Source organism: Rhodoferax sp. (genome assembly GCF_023700745.1).
In the GTDB taxonomy this organism is placed as follows: domain Bacteria; phylum Pseudomonadota; class Gammaproteobacteria; order Burkholderiales; family Burkholderiaceae_C; genus Rhodoferax.
Genome location: NZ_JAMPYG010000001.1, coordinates 284,901 through 303,789, shown reverse-complemented (window position 1 = coordinate 303,789; position 18,889 = coordinate 284,901). Strand labels below are relative to the sequence as shown.

16 protein-coding genes are annotated in these 18,889 nt (G+C 59.8%); 11 read left to right on the top strand and 5 right to left on the bottom strand.

From position 1 onward, the window contains the following. Positions 1–8: 8 nt before the first annotated feature. Both ligA and def read left to right on the top strand, forming a co-directional pair. Positions 9–2,075: an NAD-dependent DNA ligase LigA gene (gene ligA / locus NDJ10_RS01500; RefSeq protein ID WP_296159283.1), complete on the top strand. Its 2,067-nt coding sequence runs from the start codon at positions 9–11 to the stop codon at positions 2,073–2,075. Beyond that, positions 2,062–2,601, top strand: coding sequence for a peptide deformylase (gene def / locus NDJ10_RS01495; RefSeq protein WP_296159282.1), 540 nt, complete (start codon positions 2,062–2,064; stop codon positions 2,599–2,601). The genes ligA and def overlap by 14 nt, the downstream gene beginning before the upstream one ends. On the opposite strand, the gene NDJ10_RS01490 is transcribed toward def, so the two are convergent. Then, positions 2,598–5,186 carry a [protein-PII] uridylyltransferase gene (locus NDJ10_RS01490; RefSeq protein WP_296159281.1) on the bottom strand — a complete coding sequence of 863 codons (2,589 nt, stop codon included), beginning with the start codon at positions 5,184–5,186 and terminating at the stop codon, positions 2,598–2,600. The genes def and NDJ10_RS01490 overlap by 4 nt on opposite strands. A 23-nt stretch (positions 5,187–5,209) precedes the next feature. After that, positions 5,210–6,043 (bottom strand): type I methionyl aminopeptidase, encoded by an 834-nt coding sequence (gene map / locus NDJ10_RS01485; protein ID WP_296159280.1) that lies wholly within the window; start codon positions 6,041–6,043, stop codon positions 5,210–5,212. Positions 6,044–6,165: 122 nt separating this feature from the next. On the opposite strand from map, the gene dusA reads away from it, so the two are divergent. Beyond that, a complete protein-coding gene (dusA, locus tag NDJ10_RS01480; RefSeq protein WP_296159279.1) occupies positions 6,166–7,140 on the top strand; it encodes a tRNA dihydrouridine(20/20a) synthase DusA in 975 nt (324 codons plus the stop codon). Positions 7,141–7,149: 9 nt separating this feature from the next. Here dusA and NDJ10_RS01475 read toward each other — a convergent pair whose 3' ends face one another. Then, positions 7,150–7,746, bottom strand: a complete 597-nt coding sequence (locus NDJ10_RS01475) for a YqhA family protein (protein ID WP_296159278.1) — start codon at positions 7,744–7,746, stop codon at positions 7,150–7,152. 131 nt (positions 7,747–7,877) lie between these two features. On the opposite strand from NDJ10_RS01475, the gene acs reads away from it, so the two are divergent. After that, entirely contained in the window at positions 7,878–9,872 is a 1,995-nt protein-coding gene (gene acs / locus NDJ10_RS01470; RefSeq protein WP_296159277.1) for an acetate--CoA ligase, read from the top strand. A 64-nt stretch (positions 9,873–9,936) separates the two neighbouring features. Here acs and NDJ10_RS01465 read toward each other — a convergent pair whose 3' ends face one another. Then, positions 9,937–10,239, bottom strand: a complete 303-nt coding sequence (locus tag NDJ10_RS01465) for a c-type cytochrome (RefSeq protein ID WP_296159276.1) — start codon at positions 10,237–10,239, stop codon at positions 9,937–9,939. 106 nt (positions 10,240–10,345) lie between these two features. Between NDJ10_RS01465 and NDJ10_RS01460 the strand changes: the two genes are divergently transcribed. The 5 genes from NDJ10_RS01460 to NDJ10_RS01440 all read left to right on the top strand — a co-directional run bounded on the left by NDJ10_RS01460 (position 10,346) and on the right by NDJ10_RS01440 (position 15,804). Continuing rightward, on the top strand, positions 10,346–10,591 hold the full coding sequence (locus NDJ10_RS01460; RefSeq protein ID WP_296159274.1) for a TIGR04438 family Trp-rich protein: 246 nt from the start codon (positions 10,346–10,348) through the stop codon (positions 10,589–10,591). A 141-nt stretch (positions 10,592–10,732) separates the two neighbouring features. Beyond that, positions 10,733–12,568, top strand: coding sequence for a dihydroxy-acid dehydratase (ilvD, locus tag NDJ10_RS01455; protein ID WP_296159273.1), 1,836 nt, complete (start codon positions 10,733–10,735; stop codon positions 12,566–12,568). Positions 12,569–12,600: 32 nt separating this feature from the next. After that, the gene (lgt, locus tag NDJ10_RS01450; RefSeq protein WP_296159272.1) at positions 12,601–13,410 is read left to right on the top strand and encodes a prolipoprotein diacylglyceryl transferase; all 810 of its coding nucleotides are present in this window, start codon (positions 12,601–12,603) and stop codon (positions 13,408–13,410) included. A gap of 55 nt (positions 13,411–13,465) precedes the next feature. Continuing rightward, complete coding sequence (locus tag NDJ10_RS01445; protein ID WP_296159271.1) at positions 13,466–14,230, top strand: enoyl-CoA hydratase/isomerase family protein; 765 nt, start codon at positions 13,466–13,468, stop codon at positions 14,228–14,230. Between the two features lie 50 nt (positions 14,231–14,280). Beyond that, complete coding sequence (locus tag NDJ10_RS01440) at positions 14,281–15,804, top strand: malonyl-CoA synthase (protein WP_296159270.1); 1,524 nt, start codon at positions 14,281–14,283, stop codon at positions 15,802–15,804. Positions 15,805–15,852: 48 nt separating this feature from the next. Here NDJ10_RS01440 and NDJ10_RS01435 read toward each other — a convergent pair whose 3' ends face one another. Continuing rightward, positions 15,853–16,296, bottom strand: coding sequence for a universal stress protein (locus NDJ10_RS01435; protein WP_296159269.1), 444 nt, complete (start codon positions 16,294–16,296; stop codon positions 15,853–15,855). Between the two features lie 118 nt (positions 16,297–16,414). On the opposite strand from NDJ10_RS01435, the gene NDJ10_RS01430 reads away from it, so the two are divergent. Then, on the top strand, positions 16,415–18,724 hold the full coding sequence (locus tag NDJ10_RS01430; RefSeq protein WP_296159424.1) for a cation-translocating P-type ATPase: 2,310 nt from the start codon (positions 16,415–16,417) through the stop codon (positions 18,722–18,724). Next, positions 18,724–18,861 (top strand): cbb3-type cytochrome oxidase assembly protein CcoS, encoded by a 138-nt coding sequence (ccoS, locus tag NDJ10_RS01425; RefSeq protein WP_296159267.1) that lies wholly within the window; start codon positions 18,724–18,726, stop codon positions 18,859–18,861. Before NDJ10_RS01430 ends, ccoS begins: the two co-directional genes overlap by 1 nt. Positions 18,862–18,889: the final 28 nt, after the last annotated feature.

Below are 18,889 nucleotides of genomic sequence, written 5' to 3'. Positions count from 1 at the left end.
GGTCGTGCATGACCACCGCTGATTTATTTGCCTCCGGGCCCGACGACGCCGCGCTGATGGCGCAACTGCGCCAGACCCTGCATGAACATGGGCACCGCTATTACGTGCTGGATGCGCCCACCCTGCCGGATGCCGAATACGACCGCTTGTTCCGCGAATTGCAGGCACTGGAGGCGCGCCACCCCGAGCTGATCACGCCAGATTCGCCCACCCGGCGTGTGGGCGGCAAGCCGCTGGAGCAGTTTGCCGCCGTGCGCCATGCGGTGCCGATGCTCAGCATTCGCACCGAAACCGACACCCAGTCCAGTGGCGCCGAACTGTTTGATGCGCGCATCCGCCGTGAACTGGGGCTGGGTCCGGACGACCCGGCCATCGACTATGTGGCCGAGCCCAAGTTTGACGGTCTGGCCATGAACCTGCGCTATGAGCAGGGGGTGCTGGTGCAGGCCGCGACCCGCGGTGATGGCGAGGTGGGTGAGGACGTGACGCAAAATATCCGCACCATCGGCCAGATTCCATTACGCCTGCCCGCTGCGGCCCCTGCGGTGCTGGAGGTGCGCGGCGAGGTCTACATGCGCCGCGACGACTTCGAGGTGCTCAATGACAAGCAGCGCGCCGCCGGGCAAAAAACCTTTGTCAACCCGCGCAATGCGGCGGCTGGCGCGGTGCGTCAGCTGGACTCGGCCATTGCGGCGCAACGGCCCTTGAGCTTTTACGCCTATGGTCTCGGTGCGGTGACGCCGCCAGACGCTGGCGGGCCGGTCTGGCAAACCCATTTCGAGATGATGCAGACCCTGAAAAGCTGGGGTTTCCCGGTGTCTGAACTGGCCGGACGCGCCCAGGGGGCGGCCGAACTGGTGGCCTATTACGACACCATTGGCCGGCAGCGTGATGCCCTGGGCTTCGATATCGATGGCGTGGTTTACAAGGTCAACAGTCTGGCGCTGCAGCGCCAACTGGGCTTTGTCACGCGCGAGCCGCGCTGGGCGGTGGCGCACAAGTTTCCGGCGCAGGAGATGCTGACCACCGTGCTGGCCATTGATGTGCAGGTGGGGCGCACCGGCAAGTTGACGCCGGTGGCCAAGCTGGCGCCAGTGTTTGTCGGCGGCGTCACCGTGACCAACGCCACCCTGCACAACGAGGACGAGGCCCGCCGCAAGGACGTGCGGGTCGGCGACACGGTGGTCGTGCGCCGCGCCGGTGACGTGATTCCCGAAGTGGTGAGTGTGCTGCTGGACAAGCGTGTCGGCGACCCGGCCATGTTTACCATGCCGCGCCAGTGCCCGGTATGCGGCAGTGCCGCGGTGCGCGAGGAGGGCGAGGCCGACTACCGCTGCACCGGCGGCCTGTTTTGCAGCGCCCAGCGCAAGCAGGCCATATTGCACTTTGCCCAGCGCCGTGCGGTGGAGGTCGAGGGTCTGGGCGACAAGCTGGTGGACCAGCTAGTGGACGCGGGCATTATCAACACCCTGGCAGACCTGTACCGGCTGGGCTTCACGGCGCTGGCCAATCTGGCGCGCATGGCCGACAAGTCGGCACAGAACATTCTGGACGCGCTGGAAAAATCCAAACAGACCACGCTGCCGCGGTTTTTGTTCGGCCTGGGCATCCGCCATGTGGGCGAGGCCACGGCCAAGGCACTGGCAAGACACTTCGGCAAGCTCGACGCCATCATGGACGCCAGCGAAGAAGCCTTGCTGGCGGTGGCTGACGTCGGCCCGATCGTGGCCAAAAGCATTCGCACCTTTTTTGACCAGGCGCACAACCGCGAGGTGGTCGAGCAACTGCGCGCCTGTGGCGTCACCTGGCCGGAAGGTGAACCCGCGCCGGTGGCGGCACAGCCCCTGAGCGGCCAGATCTTTGTGCTGACAGGCACCCTGCCGACGCTGGGCCGGGAAGAGGCGAAAGCCCTGATCGAGGCTGCCGGCGGCAAGGTAGCGGGCTCGGTCAGCAAGAAAACCAGTTTTGTCGTGGCCGGCGCCGAGGCCGGCAGCAAGCTCGACAAGGCACGCGAACTGGGTGTGGCCGTGCTCGATGAAACCCAGTTGAAGGAGTTGCTCGATGGCGGTGCGTGAGATCCTGAAAATGGGCGACACGCGCCTGCTGCGCGTGGCGCAGGCCGTGACGGCATTTGATACCGATGAACTCCACTTGCTGATCACCGACCTGCTCGACACCATGCGCGCCTTTGAGGGCGCCGGGCTGGCCGCACCGCAGATTGGGGTGGACTTGCAAGTGGTGATTTTTGGCACCGACCGCGCCAATCCGCGCTACCCGCAGGCCCCTGTGGTGCCCCGCACGGTGCTGATCAACCCGGTCATCACGCCGCTGGCGGCCAACGAAGTGGCAGACTGGGAAGGTTGCCTGTCGGTGCCCGGATTGCGCGGCATGGTGCCGCGGTTTGAGCGGATTCGCTACGCCGGTTTTGACCCGTACGGTGACCCCATCGAGCGCACCGTGGAAGGTTTTCATGCCCGCGTGGTACAGCACGAATGCGACCACCTGATCGGCAAGCTGTACCCGATGCGGATGCGTGACTTCACACAGTTCGGTTTTACGTCGGTGCTGTTCCCGGGGCTGGACAGCATCGCAGACGATTAGGCCAGGGCTTCGAGCAGCTCGGTTTCGATGGCGATCTGGGCCTTGTTTTCCTGCAACTCCGGCCCATCGATCAAAAAGGTGTCGTCAACGCGCTCACCCAGGGTGTTGATCTTGGCCAGCTGCACGTTGACCTTGTGCCCGGCCAGCACCCGGGCCACGCTGTACAGCAGGCCGACGCGGTCGCTGGCCGAGATGTTGAGCAGCCAGCGCTGGCCTTTTTCATCGGGTTGCAAACTCACACGGGGTGCAATCGGAAAACTCTTGACACGTCGCGAAACCCGTCCCTTGCCAGGCGCAGGCAGCGGCCCGGTTTGCATGATGGCACGGGCCAGTTCGGCCTCCATCATGCTGGCAAGCTCATGGTAGAGCTCGGGCATGGTCTGGGCAGTAACCTGAAAGGTGTCGAGCGCGTAGCGGTTGTTGGCGGTATGCACGCGCGCGTCCAGAATGCTGAAGCCCCGGTGTTCGAAGTAGCCGCAGATGCGGGCAAACAGATCGGCCTGGTCGGGGGTGTAGACCAGCACTTGCAGGCCTTCGCCCAGCGGCGACAGGCGGGCCCGCACAATCGACTTGCCGGAATTGACATGGCGCGAGAGTTGGCGCGTGTGCCAGGCAATGTCGGAGGCGTCGTGGCGCATGAAATAGCCCACATCCATGGTGTCCCACAAGGCCTTGTGCCCCTCGAAGGGTTGGGCGTGCAAGGCCAGCTGGATCAGGGCCTCGCGCTTGCGGGTTTCGACTTCGACATGCGGGTCGGCCGTGTGCCCGCCGAGCACGCGCAACGTCAGACGGTAGAGGTCTTCAAGCAACTTGCCTTTCCAGGCGTTCCAGACCTTGGGCGAGGTACCACGAATGTCGGCCACGGTGAACAGGTAAAGCGCAGTCAGGTGGCGCTCGTTGCCAACCCGTTGCGCAAAGGTTGCAATCACATCGGGGTCGCTGAGGTCGGTTTTCTGGGCCACGCGGCTCATGGTCAGGTGTTCACGCACGATAAACGCGATCAGGTCGGTGCTTTCCCGGTTCACGTTGTGCTGTTTGCAAAAGCGCCGTGCCTCAATTTCGCCCAGTTGGGAGTGGTCACCGCCGCGGCCTTTGGCAATATCGTGGAACAGGGCCGCCACATACAGCACCCAGGGTCGGTCCCAGCCGCTGGCCAGTTGCGAGCAAAACGGGTACTCGTGGGCGTGTTCGACAATGAAAAAACGCCGAACGTTGCGCAGCACCATCAGCACATGCTGGTCTACCGTGTAGACATGGAACAGGTCGTGCTGCATCTGCCCGACGATTTTGCGGAAGGCCCATAAATAGCGCCCCAGGACCGAGGTCTGGTTCATCAGCCGCATGGCGTGGGTAATGCCGCTGCGCTGCTGCAGAATCTGCATGAAGGTGGCGTGGTTGACCGGGTCATTGCGGAACTGGCCATTCATCAGGTCGCGGGCGTTGTACAGCGCCCGCAGCGTCCGCGCCGACAAACCATTCATGCCGGCGGTCTGGAACACCAGGAACGTTTCGAGAATGGCCTGTGGTTCACGCCGGTAAAGGTCGTCGCTGACCACTTCGACCATGCCCGCCTTGTCGGAAAAACGGGCATTGATGGGGCGCGGCGCATGGGTGCTGGGGCTCAGGCGCTCTTCAATGTTGAGCAACAAGATCTGGTTGAGCTGGGTCACGGCCTTGGCAGCCCAGTAGTAGCGTTTCATGAGCGCCTCGCTGGGGCGAACAAATGAACGCTTGTCAGTTGTCATAGGCGGCGCTTGAAAGCCAAAGGCTTGCGCCACGGCGTTTTGCATGTCGAAAATCAGCCGGTCTTCGCGCCGTTTGGCGATCAGGTGCAAACGGGTACGAATGAGCCAGAGCAGGGCTTCATTGCGTTTGATCTGCTGGACTTCAAAGGCCGTGGCCAGGCCATTTTGGGCGAGTTCGTTCCAGTTGTTGCCAAAACCCGCCGCTTTGGCCACCCACAGAATTACTTGCAGATCACGCAGGCCGCCGGGCGACTCCTTGCAGTTGGGTTCCAGCGCGTAAGGGGTGTTGTCAAACTTGCTGTGGCGCTGGTGCAGTTCCAGGGTTTTGGCGACAAAAAAAGCCTGCGGGTCGATGGCTGCGACAAATTGCTGTCTGAACTGCTCATAGACGCTTCCATTGCCGGTGATCAGGCGCGACTCCAGCAAGGACGTTTGGACGGTGACATCCTGACGCGCCTCACGCAGGCAGTCGGCCACCGAGCGCACACTGGAGCCGATCTCAAGGCCGGTGTCCCAGCAACTGCCAATGAAACCCTCAAGGCGGGTCTTGAGGTCAGCGTCATGCTCCAGCACGATGGCATCAGGCAGCAGGACCAGCACATCCACATCCGAATGCGGGAACAATTCGCCGCGACCGTAGCCGCCCACGGCGGCCAGGGTCAGCGACGGCGGAAATGCCGCGCGCTGCCAAAGGCTGACCAGGGTCTGATCGGCCAGTTTTGTCAGCTTGCCCAGTGTGCTGCCGACCCCGCGCGCGCTGCGACTGCCTTCTGCCAACGGTTGCAACAGCGCCGCTTTTTTGGCACGGAATTCTTCACGCAGCGCTTTGAAGTCCGTCATGGGTAGGCCCTGGAGCGCGCCAATCAGGCGGCGGATAATATGACCGCGGGTACTGTGGGTTTGACAAATTCCGGAATCGCCGGGCTGTTGGCAGACAGGGTCAGGACCTCATAACCCGTGGCGGTGACCAGCACCGTGTGCTCCCATTGTGCCGACAGCGAGTGGTCTTTGGTGACGATGGTCCAGCCGTCACCGAGTGCCTTGATCTCCTTGCGACCGACATTGAGCATGGGCTCGATGGTGATGGTCATGCCGGCCTTGAGTTGCTCCAGGGTACCTGGCTTGCCGTAGTGCAGGATCTGCGGATCTTCGTGAAAGTTCTGGCCAATGCCGTGGCCGCAATATTCGCGCACGACACTCAGGCCTTGCCCCTCGGCAAAACTCTGGATGGCATGGCCGATGTCGCCCAGGTAGGCGCCATCGCGCACTTTCATGATGCCCTTCCACATGGCTTCATAGGTCAGTTTGCAGAGTCGCCGGGCTGCCACCGACACCTCACCCACCATGTACATGCGGCTGGAGTCGCCGTGCCAGCCGTTCTTGATGACGGTGACATCGATGTTGATGATGTCGCCTTTTTTGAGCGGCTTGTCGTTGGGAATGCCGTGGCAGACCTGGTGATTGATCGAGGTACAGATGGATTTGGGGTAGGGGTTGTGGCCGCCTGGCGCATAGTTCAGGGGTGCTGAAATGGCCCCCAGCACTTGCGTGGTGTAGTCTTCGGCCAGACGGTCGAGTTCGTTGGTGGTGACACCGGGTTTCACAAATGAGGCCAGATAGTCCAGCAGTTCGGCGGCCAGGCGGCCGGCGACGCGCATGCCGGCAATGCCTTCGGGGTCTTTGATGGTGATCGTCATGGTGCAAATTATCCCATTGCGAACAAGAACCGTTTTTTATAAGTGTTTCAGGCCGATGCCGTGCTTTGCTGGCCGCAAGCAGGGGAAAATCGTGCCCCCTGAACCCAACCATTGAAACTTCTGTGATCAGCCACAAAATCTGCGTTGCCCCCATGCTCGACTGGACCGACAGGCATTGTCGTTACCTGCATCGCCTGCTGTCGCGTCATGCCCTGCTGTACAGCGAGATGGTGACCACCGGCGCCCTGATTCACGGCGACCGGGCGCGCCACCTGGATTTCAACGCGGCTGAGTTGCCGCTGGCGCTGCAGCTGGGCGGCAGTGAGCCTGCCGACCTGGCGCAGTGCGCACGAATGGCCCAGGAATGGGGCTACAGCGAGGTGAACCTGAATTGCGGTTGTCCCAGCGAGCGGGTGCAGCGCGGCGCCTTCGGTGCCTGTCTGATGCGCGAGCCGGCTTTGGTGGCTGACGGCGTGAAGGCCATGCTGGACGCGGTGTCGATTCCGGTCACGGTGAAGCACCGCATTGGCATTGACAAAACGGAAAGTTATGAGTTTGTGCGCGACTTTGTCGGAATGCTCAGCCTGGCTGGATGCCGCACCTTCATCGTCCATGCGCGCAACGCCTGGCTGCAGGGCTTGAGTCCGAAAGACAACCGCGAGATACCGCCGCTGCGCTATGCAGCGGTGTACCGGCTCAAACAGGACTTTCCGGCGCTTGAATTTGTCATCAATGGCGGTATCACCCGGACTGCCCAGATCGAGGAGCACCTGCAGCAGGTGGATGGCGTCATGCTGGGCCGGGAGGCCTACCACAACCCGTGGTGGCTCGCCGAGTGGGACCAGCTGTTTTTTGCCGATGCCGGTCAGGTCGGCCAGACGCGCGAAGCCATCGAACTGCGGATGGTGGCCTACATGAACCAGCAGGCGGCCCGCTTCGGCACGCCTTGGCAAGCCATTGCCCGGCACATGCTGGGCTTGCGTCATGGGTTGCCCGGTGCCCGGCGTTGGCGTCAGGTCTGGAGCGACCACAAGCTCAAGGCACTGCCGCCTGAGCAGGTGATGGCTCTGGCACACCAGCAGGAAGCCCGTGCCTGAGGACCTGGCTCAGTGGGAAGAGGAGGCGGGCGCGTGCGACATCAGCCGGTCAGTGAAGGCGATGGCAATGGCCGACAGTAAAAACGTGATGTGAATGACGGTCTGGGCGATCAGCACCTTGTCGTCGTAATTGGCGGCGTTGATGAAGGTCTTGAGCAGGTGGATCGAGCTGATGCCGATGATGGCGGTGGCCAGCTTGACCTTGAGCACCGAAGCATTCACATGGTCGAGCCACTCGGGCTGGTCCTGATGGCCTTCGAGGTTCAATCGGCTCACAAAGGTCTCATAACCGCCCACGATCACCATGATCAGCAGGTTGGAGATCATGACCACATCGATCAGCGCCAGCACCACCAGCATGATGACGGTTTCATTGAGCTGGGTGATGGGCGCGTCGGATTTGTAACCAATGCCGCTGATGAGTGCCTGCAATGCCGTCTCGCTACCGAAAGCGGCTTCAAGCAGGTGCACCAGTTCCACCCAGAAGTGGAACACGTAGACGCCCTGCGCGGCGATCAGCCCCAGGTAAAGTGGCAACTGCAGCCAGCGACTGGCAAAAATGAGGCGGGGAATGGGGCGCAAGGGCCGAATCTCGGGCAGGGACATTTTGATTGAATTAAAGTTTGATCGGCTTGATTTTAGGAGGGCAATATGTCAAGGTCGCGTAAGTCAGTGGCCTGTAAGTGCCAGCCATGACATTATCGGGCGAACTTTGTTTAACTAGAGGAGACTTATCCGTGACTACACCCGCAACTGCTGTTGAATCCATGTTGGTTGAAAACCGTGTTTTCCCGCCCAGCGAGGCCACCGTCAAGGCGGCCCGTATTTCGGGCATGGAAGGGTACAACGCCTTGTGCGCTGAAGCTGAAAAAGACTTTGAGGGCTTTTGGGCCCGTTTGGCACGTGAAAACGTGGTCTGGAACAAGCCTTTTACAAAAACGCTGGATGAATCCAATGCGCCTTTCTACAAGTGGTTTGAAGATGGTGAGCTCAATGCCTCGGCCAATTGCCTTGACAAGCACATGGGGACGCCCAACGAAAACAAGGTTGCCGTGATTTTTGAGGCAGATGATGGCACAGTCACCAAGACCACCTACAAGGAACTGCTGGCCAAAGTCTCCCAGTTCGCCAATGCGCTCAAGGCCCGTGGCATCCAGAAGGGTGACCGTGTCCTGATCTACATGCCCATGACCCTGGAAGGCGTGATTGCCATGCAGGCCTGCGCCCGTATTGGCGCAACCCACAGCGTGGTGTTCGGCGGTTTTTCCGCCAAGGCCCTGCAGGAGCGCATCATGGATGCCGGCGCAGTGGCCGTGGTGACCGCCAATTTCCAGATGCGTGGTGGCAAGCAGTTGCCGCTCAAGGGCATTGTGGACGAGGGTCTGGCCCTGGGTGGCTGCGAGTCGATCAAGACCGTGCTGGTGTTCGAGCGCACCACCAGCCCCTGCAACATGGTGGCTGGCCGTGACATCACCTTCACTGAGGCGCTGGCAGGGCAAAGCACCGAGTGCGCACCGGTCATGGTGGGTGCCGAGCACCCCTTGTTCATCTTGTTTACTTCGGGTTCCACTGGCAAACCCAAGGGCGTGCAGCACGCCACCGGTGGCTTTGTGCTGTGGTCCAAGCTCACCATGGACTGGACCTTTGACTTGCGCGCCGACGACATTTTCTGGTGCACCGCCGACATTGGCTGGATCACCGGCCACGCCTATGTGGCTTACGGCCCGCTGGCGGCAGGTGCCACCCAGATCATCTTTGAAGGCATCCCGACCTACCCGAATGCCGGCCGTTTCTGGCAAATGATCGAGCGCCACAAGTGCAGCATTTTCTACACCGCACCCACGGCCATCCGATCACTGATCAAGTCGGCCGAGAGTGATGAAAAAGTGCATCCTGACCGCTCGGATCTGTCAAGCCTGCGGATTCTTGGCACCGTGGGTGAGCCGATCAACCCGGAAGCCTGGATGTGGTACTACAAGAACGTCGGCAAGGAGCGTTGCCCGATTGTCGACACCTTCTGGCAGACCGAAACCGGTGGCCACATGATCACCCCGCTGCCTGGCGCGACACCGCTGGTGCCCGGCAGCTGCACGCTGCCACTGCCCGGCATCATGGCCGCCATCGTGGACGAAGCCGGCAACGACATGCCCAACGGTTCGGGCGGCATCCTGGTGGTCAAGCGCCCGTGGCCGAGCATGATCCGCACCATCTGGAACGACCCCGAGCGTTTCAAGAAGAGCTACTTCCCCGATGAGCTCAAAGGTTATTACCTGGCCGGCGACGGGGCCGTGCGCAGCGCCGACCGTGGCTACTTCCGAATCACCGGCCGGATCGACGACGTGCTCAACGTCTCGGGCCACCGCATGGGCACGATGGAAATCGAATCGGCACTGGTGGCCAAGACCGACCTGGTGGCTGAAGCCGCCGTGGTGGGACGCCCCGACGACCTGACGGGCGAAGCCATCTGTGCCTTTGTGGTGCTCAAGCGCGGTGTGCCGACGGGAGATGAAGCCAAGCAAATCGCCAAGGAACTGCGTGACTGGGTTGCCAAGGAAATTGGCCCGATTGCCAAGCCCAAGGACATCCGTTTTGGCGAGAACCTGCCCAAGACCCGTTCTGGCAAGATCATGCGCCGTCTGCTGCGCTCACTGGCCAAGGGGGAAGACATCACCCAGGATACGTCGACCCTGGAAAATCCGGCCATCCTGGGTCAGTTGGGTCAAGCTTACTGAGCCAGCCAGGCTTGCATGAAAAAAGCCCGCCATGGCGGGCTTTTTCAATGATGGAAGATGGGGTTTATTTGAGCGACAAGACCCAGGATGCCAATTGTTTTGCCTCGGCGTCGCTGACCTGAGGATTGGCTGGCATGGGAATGGCGCCCCAGACACCTGAGCCGCCCTGTTTGATCTTGGTTGCCAGTTTGGCTGACACGTCCTGGCCGGAATATTTTTTGGCGACATCCTTGTAAGCGGGGCCGACGACCTTTTTTTCAATCGCGTGGCAAGCCATGCAGTTTTTCTTTTGTGCCAGGGCCTGATCTGCCAAAGCGGGTAGCGCTACAACGGCGGTGGCAAGTAAGGCAAAAAGAGTGCGCTTCATGCAGAAGTCCTTTGAAAAGATGGGTTAGAGTCTGATGCGTGCCATTGTAGTTAGCATGGTTAGACCGTGCTGCAATGGGTTTAATCTCTCGGTACGAAAGGCGACTATGTATTTGCTGGGTTTGGGTATCGTTTTAATGCTGCTGAAGTATCTGGCCATCGGGCCGGTTGCCGATTGGTCCTGGTGGTGGGTGCTGTCGCCGTTTGCCTTGGCTGTTGCCTGGTGGGCCTGGGCCGATGCCACAGGCTACACCAAACGCAAGGCGATGGAGATAGAAGACAAAAGAGTCGCCGAGCGCCGTCAGCGTACCAAGGACGCGCTGAACTCACACTCGCAAAAAAGACACCGTTGAAATCTTGTGACATCGCGAGTTGATCGCAACATTTCGGCTATTGCGGGTATACACCCCCTCCTTGATGCCTGGCGTAACGGTGGTAGATAATTCCCAGCCTGTTATTGCATTGCCTCCATTCATTCACCGACACCGAACACCATGCCTGCATACCTTTCCAAAACATCCACCGCTGGTCGCAACATGGCTGGAGCGCGCTCGCTCTGGCGTGCCACCGGCATGAAGGACGATGATTTCAGCAAGCCCATCATCGCCGTGGTCAACTCGTTCACGCAATTTGTACCGGGCCATGTGCACCTGAAAGATTTGGGGCAGCTGGTGGCGCGCGAGATCGAGGCTGCTGGCGGCGTCGCCAAGGAGTTCAATACCATCGCCGTTGATGATGGTATTGCCATGGGCCACGACGGCATGCTGTATTCGTTGCCGAGCCGGGAGATCATTGCCGACTCGGTCGAGTACATGGTGAACGCGCATTGTGCCGACGCCATGGTGTGCATCTCCAATTGCGACAAGATCACTCCCGGCATGCTGATGGCTGCCATGCGGCTGAACATTCCGGTGGTATTTGTTTCTGGCGGCCCGATGGAGGCGGGGAAAACCAAGCTTGGTGTGATCAAGCTCGACCTGATTGATGCCATGGTGATGGCGGCCGACCCCAATGTGTCAGACGAAGAAGTGGCCGAAGTGGAGCGCTCCGCCTGCCCGACCTGTGGTTCCTGCTCGGGCATGTTCACGGCCAACTCCATGAATTGTTTGACCGAGGCGCTTGGCCTGTCGCTCCCAGGCAATGGCACTGTGGTTGCGACCCATGCCGACCGTGAACAACTTTTCAAACGCGCCGGCCATGTGATCGTGAACCTTGCCAAACGCTACTATGAACAGGACGATGCTTCGGTATTGCCGCGCGCGATTGGCCTGAAGGCCTTTGAGAACGCCATCACGCTGGACATTGCCATGGGTGGTTCGACCAACACCATCCTGCATCTGCTGGCGATTGCCCAAGAGGCCGGGATCGACTTCACCATGAAGGATATTGACCGTCTCTCTCGGCTGGTGCCGCAGTTGTGCAAAGTGGCGCCCAACACGCCCAAATACCATATTGAAGACGTGCATCGCGCCGGTGGCATCATGGCCATTCTGGGCGAACTGGACCGCGCCGGAAAACTGCACACTGATGTTCCGACCATCCACACCCCGACCCTGAGGGATGCGCTGGACCAGTGGGACATCATGCGTACCCAGTCGCCCGAGGTGCACAAGTTTTACATGGCGGGCCCTGCCGGCAAGCCGAGCCAGGTCGCTTTCAGCCAGGCGACACGCTGGCCGAGCCTGGATACCGACCGGGCCGAAGGCTGCATCCGCTCCAGTGCGCACGCGTTCTCGCAAGAAGGCGGGCTGGCGGTGCTGGTGGGCAATATTGCGCTGGATGGCTGCGTGGTCAAAACGGCCGGTGTGGACGACAGCCTGCTGGTATTCGAAGGACCGGCACGGGTGTTTGAGTCGCAGGACGAAGCGGTGGAACAGATCCTGGGCGATCAGGTCCATGCTGGTGATGTGGTCATCATCCGCTACGAAGGTCCCAAGGGTGGTCCGGGCATGCAGGAGATGCTGTATCCCACCTCTTACATCAAGTCCAAGGGGCTCGGCAAAGCCTGTGCCTTGCTCACCGATGGCCGTTTTTCGGGCGGCACGTCAGGTCTGTCCATTGGCCACGCCTCGCCCGAAGCGGCGGCGGGTGGCGCCATCGGACTGGTGCGCAATGGCGACCGCATCCACATTGACATTCCCAAGCGCAGCATCAATGTGCTGCTCTCCGACGAGGAATTGGCAAAACGCCGTGCGGAACAGGATGCCAAGGGATGGAAACCCGCATTGCCCCGCAAGCGCAAGGTGTCGGCCGCTCTCAAGGCCTACGCCAAGCTGGTGATGTCGGCTGACAAGGGTGCCGTGCGCGATCTGTCGCTGCTCGAAGACTGATTCAGTCGCGACAGCTTGCGCCACTGCAACCCATGCTGATTCATCCTGAAATAAATCCTGTTGCCCTGCAACTCGGCCCGCTGGCCGTTCACTGGTATGGCCTGACCTACCTGGCCGCCTTTGGCTTGTTCGTGTGGCTGGGTCGGTTGCGGTTGCACCATCCGCCCTTTGCTTCCATCAGGGGCGCACATGCCTGGAAAACTCAGGATGTGGAAGACATACTGTTTCTTGGCGTGGTTGGCGTCGTTCTGGGCGGTCGCCTCGGTTATTGCCTTTTTTACAAGCCGCTGTATTACGCCGCCCATCCGCTGGAAATTTTTGCGGTGTGGCAAGGAGGTATGAGTTTTCATGGCGGCATGCTGGGTGTGGTTGTGGCCATGCTCTGGTTTGCGCGTTCACGTAGCCGGCCCTGGTTGCAGGTGGCTGATTTTGTGGCCCCCTGTGTTCCCACGGGACTGGCAGCAGGGCGCGTGGGCAATTTCATCAATGGTGAATTATGGGGCAGGGTGGCCAGCCCGGATTTGCCTTGGGGCATGGTGTTCAGGGGCGCTGGTGATCTGCCGCGCCATCCGTCGCAGGTGTACCAGTTTTTGCTGGAAGGCCTGCTGCTGTTTGTTTTGCTTTGGTTGTATGCCCGTAAAGAGCGTGTCCAGGGGCAGGTGGCCGCCATGTTCCTGTTGGGGTATGGCGTGTTCAGGTTTATTGCCGAATTTTTCCGCGAACCAGACGCCCATCTGGGCTTGTTGTCACTCGGGATGAGTATGGGACAGTGGCTGTGCGTGCCGATGATCGTCGGCGGTCTGGGCCTGTGGTGGTGGGCTGGCGCGCGGTCTCGTGAATAAGGCAAAAGCAGCGTTTTACGCTGAACAACGCGTAGCGATTCACGCAACAACCAGCATGCCGGCAAAAATCAGGCTTGAACAATGTGATGGCGTGGTGCACGTCACACTCTGCAATCCGAAGCGTTTCAATGCCATGTCACGCGCCATGTGGCGCGATTTAAAAGTCGTGTTTGAGCGTATCCAGGGCATGGCCAGCGTACGCTGTGTGCTGGTTACAGGGGCGGGTGCCCATTTTTGTGCGGGCGGCGATATTTCGGAATACGCCAGCTTCAGGTTCCAGGAAACCTCTTTGCGTGAGTTCCATGAGGTCGAAGTGTGGGGCGCATTGGGTGCGATGCTGGCTTGTGATGTGCCGATGGTGGCGCAAATCGAAGGCAACTGCATGGGTGCCGGGGTCGAGATTGCCAGTTGTTGTGATATCCGTCTGGCGGCACAATCAGCCCGTTTTGGGGCGCCCATTGCCAGGTTGGGGTTTCCAATGGCACCGCGTGAAGCGGCTCTGGTCGCCCGTGAAACGGGTCTGGCAACGGCCCGTCAGATGCTGCTCGAAGCATCGGTTTTCAGTGCAACAGACATGCTGCAGCGCGGTTTTTTGAGTGGTGTCGTCGCTGATGCGGATGTCAGCGCAGTCGCGCAAGCGACAGTGGGGCGTATTTGCGAGTTGGCGCCGCAGGCCGCACGCCTGAACAAGCAGACCCTTCGTGCCCTTGTTCCGGAGCCGCCATCAAGCTTGCTGGCCACGGCCTATGACTATGCTGACAGTGCCGAGCAGCGCGAGGGGATCAGCGCTTTTCTGGAAAAAAGACCGCCGATGTTTTGACGCCCTTGTGCAACCCATCCCGATTGACCGCTACCCAGGAAGAAATCAACGTGTCTGAAGCTTCTGCCAATCTTTATGCGCATTTGCGCCAGGCCTTTCCTGCTGACCTTGACGCAACCGCCATTGAAACCGATGCGGGTCAGTGCTACAGCTGGCGTGATCTGGACCGCAGCACCGCCATGCTGGCCAATTTTCTGCAGTCGCTGGATTTGCCAGCGGGTTCCCGCATTGCGGTGCAGGTTGAAAAGTCGGTGGAGGCGCTGATGCTCTACCTGGCCACGCTGCGCGCCGGTTATGTTTTTTTGCCGCTCAATACCGCTTACCAGAGCGCTGAAATTGACTATTTTCTTGGCAACGCCGAACCTGCCGTGGTGGTATGTGATGCCCGCAATTTCGGCTGGGTCAGTACCTTGGCGTTCAAGACCGGCACGCCTTGGGTTTTCACCCTGAACGACGACCGCTCGGGCTCCCTGCTGGAGCGCGCTGCCCATGCCTCGGAGCAGCATGCCGTGGTAGCCAGAAAATCCGATGACTTGGCCGTCATCATTTACACCAGTGGCACCACGGGTCGCTCCAAAGGCGCCATGCTGACGCACGGCAATATGCTCAGCAATGCCCTGGTGTTGAAGGATTTCTGGGGCTGGCGTAGTCCGCAGCAAGGCGGCGATGTGCTGATCCACGCCCTGCCCATTTTTCATGTACATGGCTTGTTTGTGGCGATTCATGGTGCGCTCATCAACGGCAGCAAGATGATCTGGCTGGCCAAATTCGACCCCAAAGTGGTGTTGCAGCATCTGCCGCACGCCACGGTGTTCATGGGTGTGCCTACTTTGTATGTGCGCCTGCTGGCTGAACCGAAGTTGAACCCTAGTGCAGCGCGGCACATGCGGCTGTTCATTTCGGGCTCGGCACCTTTGCTGCTGGACACTTTCAAGGCCTGGCAGGAACGTACCGGCCACACCATCCTGGAGCGCTACGGCATAAGTGAGACCATCATGCTGACCTCCAATCCCTACCTGGGCGAGCGCCGTGGTGGTACGGTTGGCTTAGCGCTGCCGGGAGTGAGTTTGCGGGTGGTGGACGGGCAGGGTGCCGCGCTGGGCGCCGGTGAGATCGGCGATATCCAGGTGAAGGGGCTCAATGTGTTTGCCGGTTATTGGCGCATGCCGGAGAAAACGGCAGAAGAGTTCACGGCCGACGGATTTTTTAAAACCGGGGATGTGGGTCAAATGGATGCGGCGGGTTATGTGACCATTGTGGGTCGCAGCAAGGACCTGATCATCAGCGGCGGCTACAACGTTTATCCGGCAGAGCTGGAAGGTTTCATCAACGACTTGCCCGGTGTCTCCGAGAGTGCGGTGGTGGGCGTGCCGCATGCTGATTTTGGTGAGGTGGGTGTCGCCGTGGTGGTGCCAGAACCCGGGGCACAGCTGGATGCAGGACAGATTCTGGCCACGCTCAAAGCACGTCTGGCCAATTACAAAGTTCCCAAGCAGTGCCATGTGGTGGCGGATTTGCCGCGCAATGCCATGGGCAAGGTGCAGAAGAATCTGTTACGCGCGCAATACAGCTGAAGCCGCCATGCCATCCGGCCAGCTCGATGGCATGGATCGGGCCGGCGCTTATCGCAATACCAGTACAGGGATGTGCGAATGGGTCAGTACCTGTTGGGTCTCGCTGCCCAGCAGCAGGCGCTTGACGCCTTTGCGGCCATGTGACGCCATCACGATCAGGTCGCATTTGTGCTTGCGTGCCGTGGCAATGATGGCATCTGACACCACATCGGACTTGATAGTCAGGGCGCGTGTTTTGACGCCTTGTGATTCTGCAATTTTCTTGACCTCGTCCACCACGGCCTGGCCCTCTTCAGACCACTGTTTTTCAATGCGACCAACTTCTGCTGCCTGCAATGCCAGTCCCCCTTCAAAATAACTCTGGGGATAACGGGGAACCACTTTCAACGCAACCAGGCTCGCGCCAGTGAGGGCCGCGAGCGATATGGCACTGGTGACAGCTTTCTTGGACAAGGTCGAGCCGTCGGTGGCCAGAAGAATTTTGTCGTACATGATGGTCTCTCCAGCAAGTTGAAAGCGCCAGCATACACCCTCTCACGATCCCTTGAAATTGATAAATGTCAGGTAAATTACAGCTTCGTCAGTTACCCTCACTCTCATGCCTCTTTTGATGTCCAGTCTCCCTGCTTTTGATCAACCCAAGTTGGAAATAACAAAAGCAGATGCCGCGCTGGCGCTGCTTGATGACGAACAGGAATGGACTGCCTTTAGTCGACCTGTGGCGCAGCAGCCCGGCTGCTGGGAGTCCAATGTCATGATTGAAGGCATGCACTGCGCTGCCTGTGCCCTGACCATAGAAGATGCCCTGCAGAAAGTGCCGGGCGTGCGCAATGTCGAGGTCAGCGCAGGCAGTCACCGCGCCAAGGTGGTCTGGGAGTCGCAGGCAGTGTCTCCCTCAGGCTGGATGCAGGCGGTGCACCAAGCTGGTTACCGTGCGCTGCCTGCCAATGATGCCTTTGCCCGCGAGCGCCGACTGGCCGGGTCGCGCAAAGCACTGTGGCGCATGATGGTCGCCGGCTTGTGCATGATGCAGGTCATGATGTATGCCTATCCGGCCTATGTGGCCCAGCCCGGTGATTTGACCCCGGAAATGGAGCAATTGTTGCGCTGGGCCTCCTGGGTGCTGACCTTGCCGGTGATTCTTTTCTCATGCGGGCCTTTTTTCAGCAATGCCTGGCAGGATGTGCTGCATCGACGCGTCAGCATGGACCTGCCAGTGGCGCTGGGCATGTTGATTACTTTTTTGGTCAGCAGTGCCGGGACCTTTGACCCCGCCGGCATTTTTGGCCACGAGGTGTTCTTTGATTCGCTGACCATGTTTGTGTTTTTCCTGCTGGCGGGGCGCTGGCTTGAATTGCGCCTGCGTGACAGGACGGCAGGCGCACTTGAAACCCTGATGAACCGTTTGCCGGACAGTGTGCTGCGGTTCAAGTCCGATGGGCAGTATGAACGCGTGCCTGTGAGACGGCTGCAAGCCGGTGATGTGGTGCGTGTCTTGCCTGGTGAAGCTTTTCCTGCTGATGGCGTGTTGTTGCAAGGACATACCTCGGTCGATGAGGCCTTGTTGACCGGTGAATCGCGACCGTTGACACGCCAGGTCGGCGATGAGGTCATCTCAGGCAGTCATAACCTGTCTGCCATGGTGCAGATGCGGGTTGATCGGGTGGGTGAGCAAACGCGTTTTGCCCAAATCGTCAATTTGATGGAAAGTGCCTCTACCAGCAAACCCGCTTTGGCACGGCTGGCCGATACCATCGCCAAGCCTTTTTTGATCGGAGTGTTGGTGGCTGCCGGCCTGGCCTGCGCCTACTGGTGGCAGTCTGATCCCGAGCGTGCGTTGATGGTGGCCGTCTCCGTGCTGATTGTCACTTGCCCTTGTGCGCTGTCTTTGGCAACGCCCGCCGCCATGCTCTCAGCTGCAGGGGCTCTGGCCAGGCGTGGCGTGTTGGTGCGACGCTTGGATGCCTTCGAGTCTTTGGCGGCAGTGGATACCGTGATGTTTGACAAAACCGGCACCCTGACGCGCGATGCGATGGTGGTGAATCAAATCCATGTGCGTCAAGGAATGACGCAGCAACAAGCGCTGGCTCAGGCGGCTGTGCTGGCGCAGCATTCATTGCATCCGCTCTCCAGGGCTTTGGTTGCCGCTGCCAGCCAGGCTGATGCCACAGAACACTGGCTCGCGACCCAGGTGACAGAACAGGCGGGACAGGGGGTGCGCGCCGAGGTGTGTGCGGCGCATGGGGCTGGGGCGCCGGTTGTCCTGCGCCTTGGGTCCGCCACTTTTTGTGATGTCGTACCGGTCAATACCAAGGCCTTGCAGGTTCACCTGAGTGACGATGCGGGCTGGCTGGCCAGCTTTGAGTTTCAGGAGGATATCCGTCAAGATGCCCAGGCAACCGTGGCGGCCTTGCAGCGCGCGGGTATCAGCGTGTATTTGTTGTCTGGCGATGCCAGTGACGCAGCCCTGCGGGTGGCTGAAAAAGTAGGCATCAGTGAAGTTCGGGGGAACTGTTCGCCACAGGACAAGCTTGATTTCTTACGTGAATCCCAAGTGCAGGGCCATAAAGTCGCTGTCGTCGGCGATGGTTTAAACGACGGTCCGGTGCTGGCGGGTGCGCATGTTTCTTTTGCCTTTGGTCAGGCCGTACCTCTGGCACAAGCCCAGGCAGATTTTTTGGTTTCAGGCGGCCGCCTGACGAATGTGGCCGATGCACTTTTACTGTCTCGGCGTACGCTGGCCATTGTGAGGCAAAATTTAAGCTGGGCAGCCCTCTATAACGCGGTTTGCGTGCCACTGGCTGTTTTGGGTCTGCTTCCGGCATGGCTGGCTGGCCTGGGTATGGCCAGCAGTTCCCTGTTGGTGGTTATCAATGCCTTGCGTTTGTCCAAAGACGCACAGTTTGGACGGGGATTTTGATGGATATTCTCTATTTTTTGGTGCCTCTGTCGGTTGTCTTGGTGTTTTTTATCATCGGCGGCATCTGGTGGGCCATCTACAGTGGACAATTTGATGATATGGAGAAAGAAGGTGAACGGATTCTTAAGGATGGTTAAGAATTTCTGTAACAACTTGATATGAGTC